The sequence below is a fragment of the Streptomyces flavofungini genome, assembly GCF_041028215.1.
GTDB lineage: Bacteria > Actinomycetota > Actinomycetes > Streptomycetales > Streptomycetaceae > Streptomyces > Streptomyces flavofungini_B.
Genome location: NZ_JASKYR010000514.1, coordinates 1 through 5972 on the forward strand (window position 1 = coordinate 1; position 5972 = coordinate 5972).

The following is a 5972-nucleotide window of genomic DNA, read 5'->3' on the forward strand; positions in this document are numbered from 1 at the left end:
CCTTGATGATCAGGGCGTCGCCCTGGCCACCGCCGCCGCACAGAGCCGCCGCGCCGACACCGCCGCCGCGCCGCTTCAGCTCCAGGGCGAGGTGCAGGACGACACGCGCGCCGGACATCCCGATCGGGTGACCCAGGGCGATGGCACCACCGTTGACGTTCACCTTTTCCGAGGACACTCCGAGGTCCTTCATTGACTGCACGGCGACCGCGGCGAAGGCTTCGTTGATCTCGATGAGGTCCAGGTCCCCGACGGCGAGGCCCTCCTTCTCGAGGGCGTGCTTGATGGCGTTGGACGGCTGCGACTGGAGTGAGCTGTCCGGGCCCGCCACATTGCCGTGGGCGCCGATCTCCGCGATCCAGTCGAGCCCGAGCTCCTCGGCCTTGGCCTTGGACATGACGACCACGGCGGCGGCGCCGTCGGAGATCTGCGAGGAGGTGCCCGCGGTGATCGTGCCGTCCTTGGCGAAGGCGGGGCGCAGCTTGCCGAGGGTCTCGACGGTGGTCTCGCCGCGGATGCCCTCGTCCTGGGCGAAGAGCACCGGGTCGCCCTTGCGCTGCGGGATCTCCACGGGTGTGATCTCGGCCTCGAACAGGCCGTTCTTCTGGGCGGCGGCGGCGCGCTGGTGCGAGCGGGCGGCCACCTCGTCCTGCTCGGGGCGGGCGATGCCGAGGCGCGTGTTGTGCTTCTCGGTCGACTCGCCCATCGCGACGCCGTCGAAGGAGTCGGTCAGGCCGTCGTACGCCATGGAGTCGAGCATCTCGACGGCGCCGTACTTGTAGCCCTCGCGGGACTTGGGCAGCAGGTGCGGGGCGTTGGTCATCGACTCCTGGCCGCCGGCGACGACGACGTCGAATTCGCCCGCGCGAATCAGCTGGTCGGCGAGGGCGATGGCGTCGAGGCCGGAGAGGCACACCTTGTTGACGGTGAGTGCCGGGACGTTCATGGGGATGCCCGCCTTGACGGCGGCCTGGCGCGCCGGGATCTGCCCGGCCCCGGCCGTCAGCACCTGCCCCATGATCACGTACTGGACCTGGTCGCCGCCGATGCCGGCGCGGTCGAGCGCGGCCTTGATCGCGAAGCCGCCCAGATCGGCGCCGGAGAAGGACTTCAGGGAGCCGAGCAGGCGGCCCATGGGCGTGCGCGCGCCCGCGACGATCACTGAGGTGGTACCGGTCGTTCCAGACATGTGCCACGGCCCCTTGGGAGGAGAAGTTAACGAGGGTTTATCTGAATGTACTGAGCGGTACCCCGCCCGTCACCGGCCGACGAGTGTGATCGCGCGCACGTTGCGTAATCACCGTGCGAGGCGCTGCACTTGAAACATGCTGACGCGAATCGACCACATCGGGATCGCCTGTTTCGACCTCGACAGGACCGTCGAGTTCTACCGGGAGACGTACGGGTTCACCGTCTTCCACACCGAGATCAACGAGGAGCAGGGCGTGCGCGAGGCCATGCTCAAGATCAATGAGACCAGTGACGGGGGTGCCTCGTACCTGCAGCTCCTCGAACCGACCCGCGACGACTCCGCGGTCGGCAAGTGGCTGGCCAAGAACGGCGAGGGTGTGCACCACATCGCCTTCGGCACCGCGGACGTGGACGGCGACGCCGCGGCCGTCAGGGACAAGGGCGTGCGGGTCCTCTACGACGAGCCGCGGACCGGCTCGATGGGGTCGCGCATCACCTTCCTGCACCCCAAGGACTGCCACGGCGTCCTCACCGAACTCGTCACTTCGGCACCCTCCGAGTCCCAGGAGCACTGACCTCCGTATATCCGGGCCGGTAGGGTTAGCGCCTGGCCGTCCGAAGTCGGGGCGGCAGGCCGTCCGAAGGCTGGGCGGCCACGTGCCGGGGTCCGGGTTTCGGGGGACGAGCGTCGGGGCAGCAACCCATGCTCCGCCGTTGATCTGACACCATTCCCCCGGGGGCCTCGTCCGGCGGATGGACGAGGCTCGTTGGAGACTTCGACCAGGGGACGGATGGGACCGCGCAGTGCGGGGCTACGAACGCCAAGAGAACTCGCGGGCTGAGACCGACAGTCTTTCGCGGTTCGAGGCCGAGATGGACCGGCTGAAGACCGAGCGGGAGAAGGCCGTCCAGCACGCCGAGGACCTCGGCTACCAGGTCGAGGTGTTGCGCGCCAAGCTGCACGAGGCGCGCCGCAACCTCGCGTCCCGCCCTGCCTACGACAGCGCGGACATCGGCTATCAGGCCGAGCAGATGCTCCGCAACGCCCAGGTCCAGGCCGACCAGATGCGCGCCGACGCCGAGCGTGAGCTCAGGGACGCCCGCGCGCAGACGCAGCGCATCCTCCAGGAGCACGCCGAGCAGCAGGCCAGGCTCCAGTCGGAGCTGCACTCCGAGGCCGTGTCGCGCCGTCAGCAGCTCGACCAGGAGCTCGCAGAGCGCCGCCGGACCGTCGAGTCGCACGTCAACGAGAACGTGGCGTGGGCCGAGCAGCTCCGCGCCCGCACCGAGCAGCAGGCCCGCCGCCTCCTGGACGAGTCGCGCGCCGAGGCCGACCAGGCCCTGTCCGCCGCCCGCGCCGAGGCCGAGCGCGTCGCCGAGCAGGCCCGTCGGCGTCTCGCGAGCGACGCCGAGGCCGCGCGCGCCGAGGCCGAGGCGCTCCTGCGCAGGGCGCGCACGGACGCCGAGCGCCTCCTGAACGCGGCCTCCACCCAGGCCCAGGAGGCCACCGACCACGCCGAGCAGCTCCGCTCGACCACCGCCGAGGAGGCCGAGCAGGCCCGCCGCAGGGCCACCGAGGCGACCCGGGCCGCCGAGCAGCGCGTGGCCGAGGCCGACGCGGCGCTGCGCGAGGCGCGGGCCGAGGCCGAGAAGGTCATCGCCGAGGCCAAGGACGCCGCGGCCAAGCAGATCGCGGCGGCCGAGAGCGCCGGCGAGCAGCGCACACGTACGGCCAAGGAGCAGGTCGCCCGCCTGGTCAGCGAGGCCACCAAGGAGACCGAGGCCGCGCGCTCGGAGGCCGAGCAGCTCATCGCCGACGCCCGCGCGGAGGCCGAGAAGCTGACCGCGGACGCCGCCGAGAAGGCGCGCACGATCACCGCCGAGGAGACCGCGGGCCAGCTCGCGAAGGCGGCGCGGACCGCCGAGGAGGTCCTGGACAAGGCCTCGAAGAACGCCAAGGAGACGACGAAGGCCGCCACCGAGGAGGCCGAGCGCATCCGCACGGAGGCGGAGACCGAGGCGGACCGGCTGCGGGCCGAGGCGCACGACATCGCCGAGGAGCTCAAGGGCGCGGCGAAGGACGACACCAAGGAGTACCGCGCCAAGACCGTCGAGCTCCAGGAGGAGGCGCGCAGGCTGCGCGGCGAGGCCGAGCAGCTCCGCGCGGACGCGGTCTCCGAGGGCGAGCGCATCCGGGGCGAGGCGCGGCGCGAGGCGGTCAAGGAGATCGAGGAGGCGGCCAAGTCCGCCGAGGAACTGCTCGCCAAGGCGAAGGCCGACGCCGAGGAGCTGCGGACGGCGGCGGCCGCAGAGAGCGAGCGGGTCCGCACCGAGGCCATCGAGCGCGCCACGACCCTGCGCAAGCAGGCCGAGGAGACCCTGGAGCGCACCCGCGCGGAGGCCGAGCGGCACCGTGAGGAGGCCGCCGAGCAGGCCGAGGCCATGAGGTCCGAGGCCGAGACGGCCGCCGGGGCGCTGCGCGAGGAGACCGAGCGGGCCATAGCGGCCCGGCAGGCCGAGGCGGCCGAGGAGCTGACCCGGCTGCACACGGAGGCCGAGGAGCGCCTCACCGCGGCCGAGCAGGCCCTTACCGACGCCCGTGAGCAGGCCGAGCGCATGCGCAAGGAGGCCACGGACGAGACCGACCGGCTGCGTTCGGAGTCCGCCGAGCGCGTCCGTACGCTCCAGGCGCAGGCCGAGACCGAGGCGGAGCGGCTGCGCACCGAGGCCGCCGCGGACGCCTCACAGACCCGCGCGGAGGGTGAGGCGCTCGCCGTCCGGCTGCGTTCGGAGGCCGCCGCCGAGGCCGAGCGGCTCAAGACCGAGGCGCAGGAGTCCGCCGACCGGGTGCGCGCGGAGGCCGCAGCGGCCGCCGAGCGGGTGGGCGCGGAGGCCGCCGAGGCGCTGTCCGCCGCCCAGGAGGAGGCCGCGCGCCGCCGCCGCGAGGCAGAGGAGACGCTGGGTTCCGCGCGCGCGGAGGCCGACCAGGAGCGCGAGCGGGCGCGCGAGCAGAGCGAGGAGCTCCTCGCCTCGGCGCGCAAGCGGGTCGAGGAGGCGCAGGCCGAGGCCGTGCGTCTGGTGGAGGAGGCCGACCGCAGGGCGACCGAGCTCGTCTCGGCCGCCGAGCAGACCGCCCAGTCCGTACGGGACTCCGTCGCGGGTCTGCACGAGGCGGCGCAGGAAGAGGTGGCGGGCCTGCGCTCGGCCGCCGAGCACGCAGCGGAGCGCACAAGGACCGAGGCGCAGGAGGAGGCCGACCGGGTCCGTTCCGACGCCTACGCCGAGCGGGAGCGCGCCACCGAGGACGCCAACCGCACGCGGCGCGAGGCCGCCGAGGCGTCGGAAGCCGCCAAGGAGCTCGCCGAGCGCACGGTCGCCGAGGCGATCGCGGAGTCCGAGCGGCTGCGTTCGGACGCCTCGGAGTACGTGCAGCGGGTGCGCACGGAGGCCTCGGACACCAAGGCGACGGCCGAGCAGGACGCGGCACGCACGCGTGCCGACGCCCGCGAGGACGCCAACCGCATCCGCGGCGACGCCGCGGCCCAGGCCGACACCCTGATCGGCGAGGCGCGCGGCGAGGCCGAGCGGCTGCAGAACGAGACGATCGCGGAGGCCGACCGCGTCCGCGCCGAGGCCACCGAGCAGGCCGAGCGGCTGCGCACCGAGTCCACCGCCGAGGCCGAGCGGCTGCGGGTGGAGTCCACCACGGAGGCCGAGCGCGTCCGCGCGGAGGCCGCGTCCGACGCGGAGCGGCTGACGGCCGAGACGGCCGCCGAGGCCGAGCGGGTGCGTGCGGAGTCCGTCGCCAAGGCCGAGAAGCTGATCTCGGACGCGACGGGCGACGCCGAGCGGCTGCGCGCAGAGGCCTCGGAGACGGTGAACTCCGCGCAGCAGCACGCCGAGCGGATCCGCAGCGACTCCGAGCGCGTCAAGGCGGACGGCGCGCGGGAGGCCGAGCGGCTCACGTCCGAGGCGCGCGAGGAGGCCGAGCGCATGCTCGACGAGGCGCGCAAGGAGGCCAACAAGCGCCGTCAGGAGGCCGCCGAGCAGGTCGACACGCTCATCACGGAGGCCGCAGCCGAGGCGGAGAAGCTGACGACGGACGCCCAGGAGAAGGCGCTCAAGGCGACCACCGACGCCGAGGCGCAGGCCGACACGATGGTCGGCGCGGCCCGCAAGGAGGCCGACCGCCTGGTCGCGGAGGCGACCGTCGAGGGCAACTCCCGGGTGGAGAAGGCGCGCACGGACGCGGACGAGCTGCTCGTCGGCGCCCGGCGCGACGCGACCGCCATAAGGGAGCGGTCCGAGGAGCAGCGCGACCGGCTCACCGCGGAGATCGAGGAGCTGCACGAGCGTGCGCGCCGCGAGTCGGCCGAGGCGATGAAGACCGCGGGCGAGCGCTGCGACGCGCTGGTGAAGGCCGCGGAGGAGCAGCTCGCCGAGGCCGAGGCGAAGGCCAAGGAGATGGTCTCGGACGCCAACTCCGAGGCGGGCAGGGTCCGTATCGCCGCCGTGAAGAAGGCCGAGGGGCTCCTGAAGGAGGCCGAGACGAAGAAGGCCTCGCTGGTCAAGGAGGCCGAGCAGATCAAGGCGGCGGCCGAGGCCGAGGCCACCCGCATGGTCGAGGAGGGCAAGCACGAGCTGGAGATCCTGGTGCGGCGCCGCGACGACATCAACGCGGAGATCTCCCGTGTCCAGGACGTGCTGGAGGCGTTGGGTTCTCTTGAGGCTCCGTCGGGTGGCGGCAAGACCGCGTCGGCCGGGGGTTCAGGGACGGGTGG

The 5972-nt window shown here is 73.3% G+C and carries 3 protein-coding genes; 2 read left to right on the forward strand and 1 reads right to left on the reverse strand.

The genetic code is table 11. The annotated features are described in order from the left end of the window. The coding region (locus tag AB8Z36_RS28435; RefSeq protein ID WP_369216245.1) for an acetyl-CoA C-acetyltransferase at window positions 1-1189 on the reverse strand (1189 nt) is incomplete at its 3' end. 136 nt (window positions 1190-1325) lie between these two features. Between AB8Z36_RS28435 and mce the strand changes: the two genes are divergently transcribed. Together mce and scy are read left to right on the forward strand one after the other, a co-directional pair. Beyond that, complete coding sequence (gene mce / locus AB8Z36_RS28440) at window positions 1326-1766, forward strand: methylmalonyl-CoA epimerase (protein ID WP_369216246.1); 441 nt, start codon at window positions 1326-1328, stop codon at window positions 1764-1766. Between the two features lie 229 nt (window positions 1767-1995). Beyond that, window positions 1996-5972 (forward strand): polarized growth protein Scy (gene scy / locus AB8Z36_RS28445; protein ID WP_369216247.1); only part of this gene is annotated, 3977 nt, incomplete at its 3' end.

Bases quoted from the DNA above. Each gene is read 5' to 3' on its own strand.
- mce (WP_369216246.1), top strand. From the start codon at position 1,326: ATGCTGACGCGAATCGACCACATCGGGATCGCCTGTTTCGACCTCGAC.